This window comes from Flavobacterium litorale (assembly GCF_019613795.1).
GTDB classification, from domain to species: domain Bacteria; phylum Bacteroidota; class Bacteroidia; order Flavobacteriales; family Flavobacteriaceae; genus Flavobacterium; species Flavobacterium litorale.
Genome location: NZ_CP080429.1, coordinates 1,644,068 through 1,660,000, shown reverse-complemented (window position 1 = coordinate 1,660,000; position 15,933 = coordinate 1,644,068). Strand labels below are relative to the sequence as shown.

Sequence of the window (15,933 nt, the reverse complement as noted above, 5' to 3'; positions counted from 1 at the left end):
AACTGAATTGCTTATCCTCGCCGGCAACGGTAACTCGTAGGCTCATTATGCAAAAGGCACGCCGTCACCACATATGTGGCTCCGACCGCTTGTAGGCGTATGGTTTCAGGTTCTTTTTCACTCCGTTATTCACGGTTCTTTTCACCTTTCCCTCACGGTACTGGTTCACTATCGGTCTCTCAGGAGTATTTAGCCTTAACGGATGGTCCCGCTAGTTTCAGACAGGGTTTCACGTGCCCCGCCCTACTCAGGATACCACTATCTATTATATTGCTTACCTATACGGGATTATCACCCTCTCTGATGCAACTTTCCAGATGCTTCTAGTTCGCTTTACATAGAATGGCGTGGTCCTACAACCCCAATTATGCCGTAACATGATTGGTTTGGGCTGTTCCGCGTTCGCTCGCCACTACTTACGGAATCACTTTTGTTTTCTTTTCCTCCGCCTACTTAGATGTTTCAGTTCAGCGGGTTTGCTTCCTTTCGGATACTATGTCTTCAACATAGTGGGTTGCCCCATTCGGATATCTACGGATCTATTCGTGTGTGCCAATCCCCGTAGCTTTTCGCAGCTTATCACGTCCTTCTTCGCCTCTGAGAGCCACAGGCATTCCCCATACGCCCTTATTTTGCTTATTGTACTTTTATGCTGTATAGCTATATACAGCACCTTTATGCTTTCTATTTTTCTACTTTGTTTTTTATCGCAATATGTCAATGAACGTTTGTAGTGTTTATAACTACTTCGTGGAGAATATCGGAGTCGAACCGATGACCTCCTGCGTGCAAGGCAGGCGCTCTAGCCAGCTGAGCTAATCCCCCGTTGTAAGTTTGCAGTTACCTGTACCAGTTTGCAGCATATGATAAGGTGCTCACTTTACGTGTAATCACTCAACTTCTAAATTTTCCTAAGTGTCTGAGGGCTTGGTAGTCCCGGGCAGACTCGAACTGCCGACCCCAACATTATCAGTGTTGTACTCTAACCAGCTGAGCTACGAGACTAGTTTTAGTAGTGTGTATTGAGATTTGAGGGGGAGATGGTTCTCGTTCTCAATTCTTAAAACTCAATACTATATTCAGCTCTCTTCTTCTTATTTTTTTTATTTGAACTAACAGCGAGAGTAAGCTTTGCTTGTCTTTCGTTTTACCTAACGGTCGTGTCTCTAGAAAGGAGGTGTTCCAGCCGCACCTTCCGGTACGGCTACCTTGTTACGACTTAGCCCCAGTTACCAGTTTTACCCTAGGCAGCTCCTTGCGGTCACCGACTTCAGGTACCCCCAGCTTCCATGGCTTGACGGGCGGTGTGTACAAGGCCCGGGAACGTATTCACCGGATCATGGCTGATATCCGATTACTAGCGATTCCAGCTTCATGGAGTCGGGTTGCAGACTCCAATCCGAACTGTGACCGGTTTTGTAGATTCGCTCCTAGTCGCCTAGTGGCTGCTCTCTGTACCGGCCATTGTAGCACGTGTGTAGCCCAGGACGTAAGGGCCGTGATGATTTGACGTCATCCCCACCTTCCTCGCGGTTTGCACCGGCAGTCTTGTTAGAGTTCCCGACTTTACTCGATGGCAACTAACAACAGGGGTTGCGCTCGTTATAGGACTTAACCTGACACCTCACGGCACGAGCTGACGACAACCATGCAGCACCTTGTAAAGTGTCCGAAGAAAAATCTGTTTCCAAATCTGTCACTCTACATTTAAGCCCTGGTAAGGTTCCTCGCGTATCATCGAATTAAACCACATGCTCCACCGCTTGTGCGGGCCCCCGTCAATTCCTTTGAGTTTCAAACTTGCGTTCGTACTCCCCAGGTGGGATACTTATCACTTTCGCTTAGCCACTCAGTATTGCTACCGAACAGCTAGTATCCATCGTTTACGGCGTGGACTACCAGGGTATCTAATCCTGTTCGCTACCCACGCTTTCGTCCATCAGCGTCAATATATTATTAGTAACCTGCCTTCGCAATTGGTATTCCATGTAATCTCTAAGCATTTCACCGCTACACTACATATTCTAGTTACTTCATAATAATTCAAGTTCTACAGTATCAATGGCAGTTCGACAGTTGAGCTGCCGGATTTCACCACTGACTTATAAAACCGCCTACGGACCCTTTAAACCCAATGATTCCGGATAACGCTTGGATCCTCCGTATTACCGCGGCTGCTGGCACGGAGTTAGCCGATCCTTATTCGTACAGTACCGTCAAACTGGCTCACGAGCCAGGGTTTCTTCCTGTATAAAAGCAGTTTACAATCCATAGGACCGTCATCCTGCACGCGGCATGGCTGGATCAGGCTTGCGCCCATTGTCCAATATTCCTCACTGCTGCCTCCCGTAGGAGTCTGGTCCGTGTCTCAGTACCAGTGTGGGGGATCTCCCTCTCAGGACCCCTACCCATCATTGCCTTGGTATGCCGTTACCATACCAACTAGCTAATGGGACGCATGCTCATCTTGTACTGATGAATCTTTAATATAGTAGTGATGCCACTGCTATATACTATGGGGTATTAATCCAAATTTCTCTGGGCTATCCCCCTGTACAAGGTAGATTGCATACGCGTTACGCACCCGTGCGCCGGTCTCTAAGTTAGCAAGCTAACTTATACCCCTCGACTTGCATGTGTTAGGCCTGCCGCTAGCGTTCATCCTGAGCCAGGATCAAACTCTTCATCGTATATTTTAATATTTTACGACTTTTTTGCTAGGTTTTTTCGCTTCTAAGCGAGTTCTTACTCTCTCTTTTTTGCTGTCAATTCAATATGTCTATGAACGTGTCTTCTCTTATTATCTGCTCTCAACTTCATCGCTGTTGTTGTAAGCGGGTGCAAATGTACGCCTTTTTTTTTCTCTGACAAGGGTTCTGAAAAATTTTTTTAGCTTTTTTTCACAACGCTTTCACAACTTGGCTTTGTCTGGTTTCCTATCTTTATAACAGGGCAGCAAAGGTAATTGCTTTTTTTAGCTTTTCAAAGGGTTTTTTTGCCTTTTTTTTTACTAATTCTCGTCTTCAATCTGTGTCTGTACGGCGCTGTATTGCGGGTGCAAATGTAGTACTCTTTCCCAATCTCGCAAAATCTTTTCACCCCTTTTTCTTAACTTTTTTGTAACTTTCTGGTTAACTAATATTTACATAAAAGAGGTATTTGGCTTGTCGGGGTTGAGTAACTCGTGTTAATAAAAAATTACTATGTTTTTTGGTTGTATTGTTATTACAGTACCCAATCGTAATCTAAAGGAAAGGCTCGAATATTATTGTAATACTATATATAGTACGTAAAAATCTAGTATAATATTTTTCAAAAATAATTTCTTGTATTTATATCGAGGTATTACTGTAGGAATACGAAAAACAACTATTTTTATAGCATCTAAAAATAACCATTATGAATGATGCACATTTTCACTTAATAGTAAATCACCTACCTATTATTATACCAGCCATTGGGTTGCTTGTTATGCTTGGTGGTTTTATTACCCGTTCGGCAATAGTAAAGCGTACCGCCTACCTTATTTTTATATTGGGGGCATTGTGCACATTCCCTGCAGCTTTTTCGGGCGAAGGCGCAGAGGAAGTTGTGGAAGAGTTGCATTTAGCGAGCCACGATATTATACATGAACATGAGGAGGCTGCCGAAGTATTCATACTATTTTCGTACGCGCTTGGTGCAGTAGCATTAGTAGGTTTTTGGGCAAACCTAAAAAACAAGTCGTTTAGTACTGTATTAAATGTAATAACATTAGCACTTAGTGTTACGGTACTATTCCTATCTGTAGGTGCTGCTACAACTGGTGGCGAGATACGCCATACCGAAATACGCGAAGATGCAAATACAAATGGTATAGAAGACACAAACCATGATGAGAAACACGAACATTACGATAATGATTAGCTCCTATACCTATATATAATATACTATTAAAAATATAACAAAATGTTGATGTTTATCATTTTAGATAAACACGCGGTATTGTAATTTTACAATATAGAGTTACAATATGAAAAAAATAGTTATTATTAACGGACATCCTAAACCGAATAGTTTTAATACTGCTTTAGCAGAAGCCTATAAACAGGGCGCTATTGCTGGCGGAGCAATTATTCGGGAAATAAACATAGGGCAACTTCAATTTAACCCGAATTTAAGTGATGGGTACAGCGAAATAACTGAACTTGAGCCTGATTTAATAGCCGCTTGGGAAAAAATTAAATGGGCAAACCACTTGGTTTGGGTACATCCTGTATGGTGGGGCGGACTGCCTGCAATAACCAAAGGGTTTATTGACAGATTGTTTTTGCCTGGTATGGCATTTAAGTATCGTGAAAATTCTGTTTTTTGGGATAAGTTATTAAAAGGTAAAACAGCGCGAATTATAACCACTATGGATCAGCCAGGTTGGTACTACTGGCTTGTTTTTGGTCGCCCTAGCATTAACCAACTTAAAAAAACAGTACTACAGTTTTGTGGTGTTAAACCTGTAAAAGTAACTGCTATAGGTATTATAAAAACAAGTAGTGTTGCCCAACGTGAAAAATGGTTACAGCGCGTACGCATGCTTGGCGAAAAACTCAAATAGCCTATTTTGTAGTATTAAAACACTTTTCGAACTATAATTAAATCCCAGTTACACTAGAAACCATCTAGAAAAGCCAAAATATACGAGCTAAAAATTGATACCCTTACACCAATAATCTAAACATAGTAATGTTATTGCTTCTGTTAGGTTAATCTCCTATCTTTGCGTTTCATAAAATTTTAACAATGATACATATTACATTACCCGACGGGTCAGTAAAAGAGTTCAACGCAGGGGTTACACCTCATGACGTTGCTATGAGCATTAGCTCAGGTTTAGCTAGAAATGTTATTTCGGCAAGTTTTAATGGTACAACCGTTGAAACCAAAACCCCACTGACCACCGACGGTACGTTAATATTATATACTTGGAATGATGCCGAAGGTAAAAAAGCTTTTTGGCACTCGTCTGCACACATTTTAGCACAAGCATTACAAGAGTTATATCCTGGTGTAAAACTTACCATTGGTCCTGCTATAGAAAATGGTTTTTATTACGATGTAGATTTTGGCGACCACGTAGTGGGTGATAAGGATTTTAAAGCTATAGAGGATAAAGCATTAACTATTGCACGCGAAAAATACGAATTTACAATGCGCTCGGTTACCAAAGCAGAGGCATTGGCAACCTACAAAGCAGAAAACAACCCATATAAAGTAGAACTAATAGAAAACCTAGAAGATGGCACTATTACGTTTTGCGACCACAGTACATTTACCGATTTATGCCGTGGCGGACACGTACCTAACACTGGTATTATAAAAGCATTTAAGGTTATGAGTGTGGCAGGTGCTTACTGGCGCGGCGACGAGAAAAATAAACAACTTACCCGTGTATACGGTATATCATTCCCGAAACAAAAGGAATTAACAGAATATCTACAGTTATTGGAGGAGGCAAAACGTCGTGACCACCGTAAATTAGGCAAAGAGTTAGAATTGTTTACATTCTCGCAAAAAGTGGGGCAAGGTTTACCATTATGGCTACCAAAAGGTGCTGCATTACGCGAAAGACTGGAACAGTTTTTAAAGAAAGCCCAGAAAAAAGCAGGTTACGAGCAAGTAATAAGCCCACACATAGGGCAAAAAGAACTTTATGTAACATCGGGGCATTATGCTAAATATGGTGCCGATAGTTTCCAACCTATCAATACACCAAACGAAGGCGAAGAGTTTTTACTAAAACCCATGAACTGCCCGCACCACTGCGAAATATATAACAGCAAACCATGGTCGTATAAAGATTTACCAAAACGTTATGCCGAGTTTGGAACGGTATACCGTTACGAGCAAAGTGGTGAGCTGCATGGTTTAACACGTGTGCGTGGCTTTACGCAAGATGATGCGCACATTTTTTGTACACCAGACCAATTGGACGAAGAGTTTAAAAAAGTAATAGACCTTGTGCTTTACGTATTCAGCTCATTAGGGTTTGAAAACTTTAGCGCCCAAATATCGTTACGCGATAAAGAGGATAAGGAGAAGTATATAGGTGCTGAGGAAAATTGGGAAAAAGCAGAAAATGCAATTATAAATGCCGCTAAGGATAAAGGGCTCGATACTGTTGTAGAGTATGGTGAAGCTGCTTTTTACGGACCAAAGCTGGACTTTATGGTTAAAGATGCTTTAGGACGCCAATGGCAACTAGGTACAATACAAGTAGATTACAACCTACCTGAACGTTTTGACTTAACCTATAAAGGTGCCGATAACGAGTCGCACCGCCCTGTTATGATTCACCGAGCACCCTTCGGATCGATGGAGCGTTTTATTGCAATTTTGCTCGAAAATACAGCCGGAAACTTCCCGCTTTGGCTAATGCCAGAACAAGCTATCATATTGTCTCTTAGTGAGAAATATGAAAATTATGCTAAAAAAGTTTTAGATTTGCTGGAAAATCACGAAATTCGCGCCCTAATTGATAATCGAAACGAGACGATTGGTAAGAAAATTCGCGAAGCCGAAGTACAAAAACTACCTTTCATGCTCATAGTAGGTGAAGAAGAAGAGAAAAACGGAACGGTTTCTGTACGTCGTCATGGTGATGCTGGAAAATCAAATCAAAGTATGACAATTGAAGCGTTTGCTACCGTAGTAGCAGAAGAAGTTAATAAAACATTGAAGCCTTTTTAAGTTTAATTTAAAATTTTAGAGCCATAGCTATAAGAAACAACAGAGGTTACCAACCTCGAGTAGAAAAAAAAGATGCACACAGGACTAACAACGCAATTCGCGTACCTGAGGTAAGACTTGTGGGTGATAATGTAGAAACAGGTGTTTACAAAACAGCCGAAGCGATGCGTATGGCCGAGCAACAAGAGCTTGACCTTGTAGAAATATCGCCTAATGCTAGCCCACCTGTTTGTAAAATAATGGATTACAAGAAGTTTCTTTACGAACAAAAGAAACGCGAAAAAATGCTCAAGGCAAAATCGAGCCAAATTACGGTTAAAGAAATTCGTTTTGGACCACAAACCGATGAGCACGATTATGAGTTTAAGAAAAAGAATGCTGTTAAATTCCTTAAAGAGGGTTCAAAACTAAAAGCGTTTGTATTCTTTAAAGGACGTTCTATTATATATAAAGAACAAGGACAAATATTATTACTTCGTTTAGCGCAAGACCTTGAAGAGTATGGTAAAGTAGAATCGATGCCAGTGCTTGAGGGTAAACGTATGATTATGTTTATTGCGCCTAAGAAGAAGAAATAAAAAACAATAGCCATAAATTATGTGTCTAAAGTCCTGAAAAGGACTTTATGACTTTAAAAACTTTAAGGCTCACAATAAGTAAGTAAGAATAAATTAAATACAGGAACAAGATGCCTAAAATGAAAACTAAATCCAGTGCCAAGAAACGCTTTAAAGTGACTGGCTCAGGAAAAATTAAAAGAAAGCACGCTTTTAAAAGTCACATCCTGACTAAGAAAAGTAAAAAGCGTAAGCTTGCGCTAACACACTCAACTTTGGTACACCAATCAGATGAGAGAAGCATTAAAGAACAATTACTTATAAAATAATTGTCCTTTCGGTTAACTAAATTAATAACCCTGGAGTATGGCCAATACAAGTTTCTGTAAATTAACAGAACGCCTGCTACAAAAACAAAGAAAATTATGCCTAGATCAGTAAATTCAGTAGCTTCGAGAGCTCGTAGAAAAAGAGTAATGAAGCAAGCCAAAGGATACTTTGGCAGACGTAAAAACGTTTGGACAGTAGCCAAAAATGCGGTAGAGAAAGCAATGCTTTACTCATACCGTGACAGAAAACAAAAGAAAAGAAATTTCCGTGCTTTATGGATTATGCGTATTAATGCAGGGGCAAGATTACATGGAATGAACTACTCTCAGTTTATGGGTAAAGTAAAAGGTGCAGGTATCGAATTGAACCGTAAAGTTCTTGCCGACCTTGCCATGAACCACCCAGAAGCGTTTACTGCAATAGTAAACAAGGTTAAATAAAAACGTTTTAAATAATATATTTATCTCTTACTTATACAAAACGCCACTCAATTGAGTGGCGTTTTTATTTTAAGCAATGCAAGTAATTTAAATCCTACTCAGGGTAAAATCGTTCTACGGTATTTTTATCTTTTAATACGTCGTTACCATAAAAATCAATATACTTTACATTGGTACCTGTTATACTGGTAACTAAAAACATTTTAGTTATAGCAATACGTTTCTTGTTTACTACTACGGTTACATAAGGTTTTCCTTTTTTATCCAGTTGTAATCGTAACTTTTTATTGGGATATGCTGCCAAGGTAAACTCACAAAATGTACTATCAATGGTACTAAACGTTATACCATACGCCATTTTACGTTGCAAAGCGGTTAACTCACGTTTAATACCTCCCTTAGTATAAATAATGCGGTACACTACTACAGGATTTTCCTTATCGAGTCTTCCTGCTTTAATATTAGCATCATAAACATAGGTGTTATGGTTGTTGCTGTGCTGTATGTAAAATAGCCTGTTAGCGTTGGTAGGTGGTATAGGGTATCCCTCTTGCGCGTTTATGGGCAACGTAATTAAAAATAGTAATAGTAGTGTTATTTTACCCATAAATTGCGATTTACTCAAATGTAACAAATTTTAAAACTATCTATGTAATTGATTTTAAGTATTTTTAAGTTCAAATTCGTAAAACCTATAATTATGAAAACAGACCGTTACACAAAAACAATCCTTACCATTATTGCAGTATGCTTAGTTATAAACGTATTAAACAGGATAGATATTATACCAAAAGCTCATGCAGGCAACACAACCAATACTATTACAACACCTGTAAATACAAATTACGCTATGGTTCCTATTAACGAAGATGGTAGTATAAATGTAACCTTAAAAAGTACTGAGGTTATGGATGTTAACTTGGTAAGAATTAATACAAACGATGACCTTGATGTAAACGTAAATTTACAGGAGATAGGTGGCAGAAATATATATGGAGAACTGCCTATAAAAGTTTATGAGTAAAATAGTTTACGTTTTCAACTTCTTTTTTCTGGCAGCAGGAAAAAGCACATTGTTAAGTATAAGCCTGTATCCTGGTGAGTTTGGGTGTAAGTCTAAAACCGTTGGGGCATCCCCTACCCTGTGCTGGTAATCTTCAGGATCATGACCGCCATAAAAAGTAAACATACCCTTTCCTTTGGTGCCGTGTATGTAGCGAGCTTCGTTATTTTGCTTGTTTTCGCCCATTACCAATACGTTCGATTTTACCCTGTCGCCTCTAAAGGCGGTAGTTTGCCCCATAAACCCCTTAACCAATTGGGTATGGTTTTGGCAAAGCATGGATGGAATAGGATCCCATTTCGCAGAATATTCCATTAAAGTAAAATAATCGTTATCAGGTAATATACGTCTGTCCCTAGTAGTATCAATATCCGAAAACTCATATACTATAGGGTTACGCTCTAATATAAAATTTTTAAATGCAAACGAGTTAATATAATCTATTCGAGATTGGTAATTGGCATCGCTGGCATCGCCGTCAAACATAGGTTCGCAGATATCTACCCCCTCGGCAGATAATGCAATATCAAAACTATCGGTAGCCGAACACATGGCAAACATAAAACCGCCACCTACAACGTAATCACGTATTTTATCGGCAACAGCCATTTTTTCTTCCGATACTTTACTATAGCCTAGTTTTGCAGCTAGTTCCTCAGCCGCTTTTTTCTGCTCCATATACCATGGTGCGGTGCGGTATGCCCCGAAAAATTTACCGTATTGTCCTGTAAAATCCTCATGGTGTAAGTGTAGCCAATCGTACAGCAAAAGCCCATCACTTAACACCTCTTCATCATAAATGGTAGTAAAAGGTATCTCGGCATACGTAAGTACTAACGTAACAGCATCATCCCAAGGTTGTTTTCCAGGTGGCGAATACACGGCTATTTTAGGTGCTTTTTCCAGTACAACCGTTTCCATGTTTTGCGATGGGCTACTAATTTCATCCAATATGTTACTAGCTTCGCCATCACTCAACACTTCAAAACTAACCCCTCGTATTTGGCACTCACGGCGTATCTCTTCTGTATCGGGCAGTAAAAATGAGCCTCCACGGTAATTGAGCAGCCAACTCACTTTGTAGCTTTTATCCAACGTCCAATAAGTTATACCATACGCTTTTAGGTGGTTAACCTGAGAGGTATCGTCCATAGGTAATAATATCATGGATGCTTTTGCACCCAAACTCGTTACCATTACAAATAGTAAAATTATAATCTTTTTCATCATCATAGCAGCAGATTTATTTCAAAGATAGCAAAATGATTCGTCAGTTAATAGTAACTCCAAAAACAGTACCTTATTTTCATTCTAGCCGATGAAGCCATAGCTATTCTTATAAAAAGTTAAATTTTGCGAAATAATTACTAAAAAATACAACTAAAACGTTTTCGTATGTAACAAAAAGCGTATATATTCGCGAAATATTCAACAATTTAGATTATTTCATATTTTTTAATAATTATTTAACAATTACAACACACTATGGACTTCACTTTGTTACTAAAAGATGTAGGCATTAACGACATTCCTCGCGTTGGAGGAAAAAATGCTTCTTTAGGTGAGATGCTTCAAAACTTAACAAGCCTAGGGGTAAACATACCCGATGGTTTTGTGGTTACGGTAGCAGCCTATAAAACATTTTTAGAGTACAACTCGCTCGACAAAACTATTAATGAAACGGTAGAGCGTATTAATTATGATGATATCGAATCGTTACGACGAGGCGGTATGCAAATCAGGCAGGCTTTCCTTAATGGTAAATTTCCTGAGGAAATGAGTGCCGAAATTGCAAAACGTTACGAGGAACTTTCTGGGCAGTACGGTCAGGAAATGACTGATGTTGCAGTACGTAGTTCGGCTACAGCCGAAGATTTACCCGATGCCTCTTTTGCAGGACAACAGGAAACGTATTTAAATGTTAGAGGTGCACAAACGTTAATGGATAGTATCCGTAAATGTTTTGCATCGTTATTTACTGATAGGGCTATTAGTTACAGACAGCGTTTTGGGTACGATTTGTTACAGCTCGGGCTATCGGTATGTGTACAAAAAATGGTGCGTAGTGATTTAGGGACATCTGGAGTTGCTTTCTCTATTGATACAGAAAGTGGTTTTAAAGATGCTGTAGTTATAAACGGTACTGTTGGACTTGGCGAAATGCTGGTACAGGGTGCCATATCCCCTGATGAGTTTATTGTATTTAAACCTGCTTTAAAGCAAGGTTATAATGCCATAATAGAGAAAAAGTTAGGGAACAAAGATAAAATGATGATTTATGGTAAAGGTGGTTACGAAAGGGTAAAAATTATCTCTACTGAGGAAAAATTCCGTACCCGTTTTTGCCTTAGCGAAGAAAACATACTAAAACTAGCCAAATGGGTAGTAATTATTGAAGAATATTATACCAAAATACGCGATAAATGGACACCCATGGATGTGGAATGGGCTATTGACGGGCTTACTAAAGAGTTGTTTATTGTACAGGCACGCCCCGAAACAATACACTCACAAAACGATAAACCTACTACCATTACCGAATATGTAATGGAGGACGAGAGCCGTAAGGATAAAGTAATTGCCGATGGTATTGCTGTAGGCGATAAAATAGGTACAGGCAAAGCCAACATTATATTCTCTATGGATAAAAGGGTTACCGAAGGGCACGAGTTTACACCTGGTGCTGTATTGGTAACTGAGATGACAGACCCCGATTGGGAGCCTATAATGAAGAAGGCATCGGCTATTATTACCAACAAAGGTGGGCGTACCTGCCATGCTGCTATTATAGCGCGCGAAATGGGTATTCCTGCTATTGTAGGTTGTGGTAATGCTACCGAAATAATAAAAGAAGGCATGACCATAACAGCATCGTGTGCCGAAGGTGATAAAGGTTTTATATATGAGGGAGAGATTGCATACCTTGAAAAAGAACATGATTTAAGTTTATTACCTGAAGTAAAAACGGATATTATGCTAAATGTAGCATCGCCAGGTATGGCTTTCCAATTCTCCCATTTACCCAATAAAGGAGTTGGTTTGGCACGCGAGGAGTTTGTAATTAACAACTACATAGAGGTACACCCGTTAGCGTTGATGAACCACCGTAGCCTTAACGATGCAGCACTTACGGCTGAAATTGAGAAGAAAATTACAGGTTACCCTGATGAGGAAACCTTTTTTATAGATAAGCTAGCCAATGGTATTGCTAAAATTGCCGCTTCGTTTTACCCGAATAAAACCATAGTACGTTTCTCGGATTTTAAAACAAACGAGTATTACAACCTACTAGGCGGTAAGTATTACGAACCTAACGAAGAGAACCCAATGATAGGTTGGCGTGGTGCATCGCGCTACTATTCTGATGCGTATAAAGAGGCATTTGGTTTAGAGTGCCGTGCTATTAAAAAAGTACGTGAAGAAATGGGGCTTAAAAATGTTACCGTTATGGTACCGTTTTGCCGTACGGTAGAAGAACTTGTAAAAGTAAAAGAAGTAATGCAGGAGTATGGATTGGTGCGTGGTGAGCATGAATTGGAACTTTTCCTGATGGCAGAGGTACCATCCAACATACTAATGGCTGCTGAATTTGCCGAGCATATTGATGGTTTCTCTATTGGTAGTAACGACCTTACGCAGCTTACACTTGGTTTGGACAGGGACTCATCGTTAGTGGCACATTTGTATGACGAGCGTAACCCAGCGGTTAAAAGAATGCTAGAAATGCTTATTACCACTGCTAAAAAAGCAGGTGTAAAAGTAGGTATTTGCGGGCAAGGACCGTCTGACTTTCCCGATTTTGCACAGTTTCTGGTAGGCTTGGGTATTGACAGTATTTCGGTAACGCCCGATTCTGTTATTAAAACCGTTAATGCTATTGCAGAGGCAGAGAAACTTATTGCCGAAAACGAAGTGGCAGCAGTATAAAATTGCATCTAACCTTTATTTTTTATATAAAAAAAGCGTACCAGTTAATACTGGTACGCTTTTGGTTTTTTAAACTTAATAAACTTATTTACACGGCAGTAATAATTTGGGCGTCATGCACTGCTATTTCACGTATTGTTTCAGTTATTACTACTTGTACATTGTTGTTGTTACTCATTATATCTCTTGCTTAAACGTTATTATCATTCATTAAAATGGTACATCGCCACCATCATTATTGGTATTACCACCATTCATGTTACTACCAAAAGCATCGTTTGCCGATGGTAAATTTTTAGTAATAAAAGCACTACTATCGTTCATACTGGACGGCAACTCATCAAACGGCGAGCTAAAATCGTCTAAGTTATCAAACTTACCAAGGTTACCAATAAATTTAAGTCTAATATTATCCAAACCACCGTTACGGTGCTTGGCTACTATAAACTCCGCCTGCCCTTCGGTTGGCGAACGTTCCTCATCATCCCATTCATCTATTTTATAATATTCTGGACGATAAATAAACGATACAATATCGGCATCCTGCTCTATTGCTCCCGATTCCCTCAAATCCGAAAGTAACGGGCGTTTACTAGAGCCTCGTGTTTCTACTGCACGCGATAACTGCGATAGGGCTATTACTGGAACGTTAAGCTCTTTTGCGAGTGCTTTTAAGTTTCGGGAAATAGTAGATATTTCCTGCTCCCTGTTACCACCATTTTTACCACTACCACCAGCCGTCATTAACTGCAAATAATCAATTACAATTAATTTAATGCCGTATTGCGATGCCAAACGCCTTGCTTTCGCCCTAAGGTCGAATATGGATAGCGATGGGGTATCGTCTATATAAAGAGGTGCTTTTTCAAGGTCTTTTACCTTAATACTTAGTTGCTCCCACTCGTGTTTTTCGAGTTTACCTGTTCGTAGCTTTTCAGATGAAAGTCCCGTTTCACTCGATATTAAACGGGTAATTAACTGTACGGATGACATCTCTAGTGAAAATAGTGCTACAGGATGCCCAAAATCGATAGCAATATTACGCGCCATAGAGAGTACAAAGGCGGTTTTACCCATACCCGGTCGTGCTGCTATAATAATCAGGTCACTCGGTTGCCAGCCCGATGTTAGTTTATCTAAACTTTCAAAGCCTGTGGCAATACCACTTAACCCCTCTTTGCTTGCTATCTCTTCTATGCGTTTTTTAGCCTGTATTACAAGGCTTTGTGCGGTTTCGGAACTACGCTTTATATTACCTTGCGTTACCTCGTACAATTTTGCTTCTGCTTTATCGAGTAAATCAAAAACATCCGTAGTTTCGTCGTACGACTCCTCTATAATTTCACTAGAAATTTTTATAAGGCTTCGCTGTATAAATTTCTGTAATATAATTCTGGAGTGAAACTCAATGTGTGCCGACGATGATATTTTTTGTGTAAGCTGTATCAGGTAAAAATCGCCACCTGCTAGTTCCAGTTTAGCATTTTTTTTAAGCTGCGACGATACCGTTAGCAAATCTATGGGCTGTGTATCGTTAAAAAGCTGTACAATAGCTTCGTAAATATGCTTGTGTGCATCTTTATAAAAAGCATCGGGCTGGAGAATATCAATAACCTCATCAACCCCTTTTTTATCTATCATCATTGCGCCTAAAACAGCCTCTTCTAAATCGAGTGCTTGCGGGGGCAATTTTCCTCTTTCAAGGTTGATAATTGTTGACTTATCAACTCTTACCGGGTTCATATTTTTGATGTTATCCATGGTGCTAAAGTAATTAAATTTGGAGAGTGTAGTTTAAGAAATTGTTAAGAGAAACCTGTTAATAAGATGTTTATAAACCCCACCTTATTTGTTAATAAGTCAAAAAAAATCCGAAGCCATAAGGCTTCGGATATATTTGCCCTAAATGGCTTACTATTCTTTAAACTCACCCATTTTACTGTACTTATCCATCCTTTTAGCTATTAAATCGGTTGTTGATAAGTCTTTTAATTCACTGTAGGCTTTAAGTATGTATTTTTCCACGCTTTTAAAGGTTGTTTCCCTGTCGTAATGGGCACCTCCAAGTGGTTCTGGAATGATATCATCTATTAATTTTTGTTTCTTCATATCAAAAGAAGTCAGCTTTAATGCTTCGGCAGCTTGCTCCTTATATTCCCAGCTTCTCCAAAGTATTGATGAGCATGATTCTGGTGATATTACGGAGTACCATGTGTTCTCTAACATGTACACTTTGTCACCCACACCTATACCTAATGCGCCACCCGATGCACCTTCGCCGATAATTACGGTTATAATAGGTACTTTAATACGGAACATTTCAAAAATATTCCTTGCAATAGCTTCTCCTTGTCCACGCTCTTCCGCTTCAAGACCTGGGTAGGCTCCTGGTGTATCTACAAGTGCAATAATAGGTATACCAAATTTTTCTGCCATTCGCATAAGGCGTAATGCCTTGCGGTATCCCTCAGGGTTTGCCATACCAAAGTTACGATACTGCCTTGTTTTTGTATTGAAACCTTTTTGCTGACCAATAACCATAAATGACTGATTGCCTATTTTACCCAATCCACCTATCATGGCTTTGTCGTCCTTAAAGCCCCTGTCGCCAAAAAGCTCTAAAAAGGTATCGCCCATTAGTGCTCTTACGTGGTCCATAGTGTAAGGTCGGCTGGGGTGCCTAGATAGTTGTACCCTTTGCCAAGCGGTAAGGTTTTTATATATCTTCTTTTTTGTTTCTTGTAATTTCTTCTCGATTTGTTTGCATGTAGTGGATACATCAACATCTGACTCCTGACCTATTACTGTACATTTTTCCAGCTGATCTTCAAGCTCTTTGATAGGTAATTCAAAATCTAAATATTCCATAATTCTGGTAGAATTTTGCTTTTTA

General features: G+C 39.5%; 12 protein-coding genes, 2 tRNA genes and 2 rRNA genes (1 of these 16 running past the window's edge). 8 read left to right on the top strand and 8 right to left on the bottom strand.

The annotated features are described in order from the left end of the window. The 4 genes from K1I41_RS07545 to K1I41_RS07530 form a co-directional block, all read right to left on the bottom strand. A 23S ribosomal RNA gene (locus tag K1I41_RS07545) occupies positions 1 to 642 on the bottom strand (it extends 2,180 nt beyond the left edge of the window). Positions 643 to 751: 109 nt separating this feature from the next. Then, positions 752 to 825, bottom strand: a tRNA-Ala gene (locus tag K1I41_RS07540). Between the two features lie 103 nt (positions 826 to 928). Next, positions 929 to 1,005, bottom strand: a tRNA-Ile gene (locus K1I41_RS07535). A 165-nt stretch (positions 1,006 to 1,170) separates the two neighbouring features. Beyond that, positions 1,171 to 2,690: ribosomal RNA gene (locus K1I41_RS07530) — 16S ribosomal RNA — on the bottom strand. The 16S and 23S rRNA genes sit together here with 2 tRNA genes alongside, the layout of an rRNA operon. A 709-nt stretch (positions 2,691 to 3,399) precedes the next feature. On the opposite strand from K1I41_RS07530, the gene K1I41_RS07525 reads away from it, so the two are divergent. The 6 genes from K1I41_RS07525 (at position 3,400) to rplT (ending at position 8,050) form a co-directional block, all read left to right on the top strand. Next, positions 3,400 to 3,906 carry a hypothetical protein gene (locus K1I41_RS07525; RefSeq protein WP_220639759.1) on the top strand — a complete coding sequence of 169 codons (507 nt, stop codon included), beginning with the start codon at positions 3,400 to 3,402 and terminating at the stop codon, positions 3,904 to 3,906. Positions 3,907 to 4,012: 106 nt separating this feature from the next. Beyond that, positions 4,013 to 4,591 (top strand): NAD(P)H-dependent oxidoreductase, encoded by a 579-nt coding sequence (locus K1I41_RS07520; protein ID WP_220639758.1) that lies wholly within the window; start codon positions 4,013 to 4,015, stop codon positions 4,589 to 4,591. 185 nt (positions 4,592 to 4,776) lie between these two features. Then, positions 4,777 to 6,723: a threonine--tRNA ligase gene (gene thrS, locus K1I41_RS07515; RefSeq protein WP_220639757.1), complete on the top strand. Its 1,947-nt coding sequence runs from the start codon at positions 4,777 to 4,779 to the stop codon at positions 6,721 to 6,723. A gap of 29 nt (positions 6,724 to 6,752) precedes the next feature. Continuing rightward, positions 6,753 to 7,301, top strand: a complete 549-nt coding sequence (infC, locus tag K1I41_RS07510) for a translation initiation factor IF-3 (protein WP_220641830.1) — start codon at positions 6,753 to 6,755, stop codon at positions 7,299 to 7,301. Positions 7,302 to 7,411: 110 nt separating this feature from the next. Continuing rightward, entirely contained in the window at positions 7,412 to 7,609 is a 198-nt protein-coding gene (gene rpmI, locus K1I41_RS07505) for a 50S ribosomal protein L35 (RefSeq protein WP_220639756.1), read from the top strand. A 96-nt stretch (positions 7,610 to 7,705) separates the two neighbouring features. Beyond that, the gene (gene rplT, locus K1I41_RS07500; protein WP_220639755.1) at positions 7,706 to 8,050 is read left to right on the top strand and encodes a 50S ribosomal protein L20; all 345 of its coding nucleotides are present in this window, start codon (positions 7,706 to 7,708) and stop codon (positions 8,048 to 8,050) included. Positions 8,051 to 8,144: 94 nt separating this feature from the next. Here the strand turns inward: rplT and K1I41_RS07495 are convergent, their stop codons facing one another. Further along, positions 8,145 to 8,675: a DUF4833 domain-containing protein gene (locus K1I41_RS07495; RefSeq protein ID WP_220639754.1), complete on the bottom strand. Its 531-nt coding sequence runs from the start codon at positions 8,673 to 8,675 to the stop codon at positions 8,145 to 8,147. 75 nt (positions 8,676 to 8,750) lie between these two features. Between K1I41_RS07495 and K1I41_RS07490 the strand changes: the two genes are divergently transcribed. Continuing rightward, on the top strand, positions 8,751 to 9,074 hold the full coding sequence (locus K1I41_RS07490) for a hypothetical protein (RefSeq protein ID WP_220639753.1): 324 nt from the start codon (positions 8,751 to 8,753) through the stop codon (positions 9,072 to 9,074). Between the two features lie 6 nt (positions 9,075 to 9,080). Here K1I41_RS07490 and K1I41_RS07485 read toward each other — a convergent pair whose 3' ends face one another. Next, positions 9,081 to 10,340 carry an asparagine synthetase B gene (locus K1I41_RS07485; RefSeq protein ID WP_220641829.1) on the bottom strand — a complete coding sequence of 420 codons (1,260 nt, stop codon included), beginning with the start codon at positions 10,338 to 10,340 and terminating at the stop codon, positions 9,081 to 9,083. Positions 10,341 to 10,598: 258 nt separating this feature from the next. Between K1I41_RS07485 and ppsA the strand changes: the two genes are divergently transcribed. Next, positions 10,599 to 13,040 (top strand): phosphoenolpyruvate synthase, encoded by a 2,442-nt coding sequence (gene ppsA, locus K1I41_RS07480; protein ID WP_220639752.1) that lies wholly within the window; start codon positions 10,599 to 10,601, stop codon positions 13,038 to 13,040. Positions 13,041 to 13,250: 210 nt separating this feature from the next. Here ppsA and dnaB read toward each other — a convergent pair whose 3' ends face one another. Continuing rightward, positions 13,251 to 14,801, bottom strand: coding sequence for a replicative DNA helicase (gene dnaB, locus K1I41_RS07475; protein ID WP_220639751.1), 1,551 nt, complete (start codon positions 14,799 to 14,801; stop codon positions 13,251 to 13,253). 153 nt (positions 14,802 to 14,954) lie between these two features. After that, a complete protein-coding gene (locus K1I41_RS07470) occupies positions 14,955 to 15,908 on the bottom strand; it encodes an acetyl-CoA carboxylase carboxyltransferase subunit alpha (RefSeq protein WP_220639750.1) in 954 nt (317 codons plus the stop codon). Positions 15,909 to 15,933: the final 25 nt, after the last annotated feature.